Source organism: Lysobacter sp. A421 (assembly GCF_054052145.1).
Window position 1 is genome coordinate 1 of sequence record NZ_JBSVRL010000011.1, and the last position, 623, is coordinate 623.

The window sequence follows — 623 nt, forward strand, 5'->3', positions numbered from 1 at the left end:
CCGCGCAGCAGCAGGCCGGCGTTGTCGCCCGCCTGGCCCTGGTCGAGCAGCTTGCGGAACATCTCAACACCGGTCACCGTCGTCTTCACGGTCGGACGGATACCGACGATCTCGATCTCTTCGCCGACCTTGATGATGCCGCGCTCGATACGACCGGTGACCACGGTGCCGCGACCGGAGATCGAGAACACGTCCTCAACCGGCATCAGGAACGCCTTGTCCACGTCGCGCACCGGCTCCGGGATCCAGCTGTCCAGCGCGTCCACCAGCTTGATGATCGACGGAATGCCGATATCGCTCTGGTCGCCTTCCAGCGCCTTCAGCGCCGAACCGATCACGATCGGGGTGTCGTCGCCTGGGAACTCGTACTTGCTCAGCAACTCGCGCACTTCCATGTCCACCAGCTCAAGCAGCTCGGCGTCGTCCACCATGTCCGCCTTGTTCAGGTAGACCACGATGTACGGCACGCCCACCTGGCGGGCCAGCAGGATGTGCTCGCGGGTCTGCGGCATCGGGCCGTCCGCGGCCGAACACACCAGGATCGCGCCGTCCATCTGCGCCGCACCGGTGATCATGTTCTTCACATAGTCGGCGTGTCCCGGGCAATCGACGTGCGCGTAGTG

The 623-nt window shown here is 64.8% G+C and carries 1 protein-coding gene; it reads right to left on the minus strand.

What is annotated here, in order from left to right; all coding sequences use genetic code 11:
* Positions 1-623, minus strand: a 623-nt coding sequence (locus tag ACW7G6_RS14530; protein WP_456998602.1) for a GTP-binding protein, incomplete at both ends; no start/stop codon positions are given.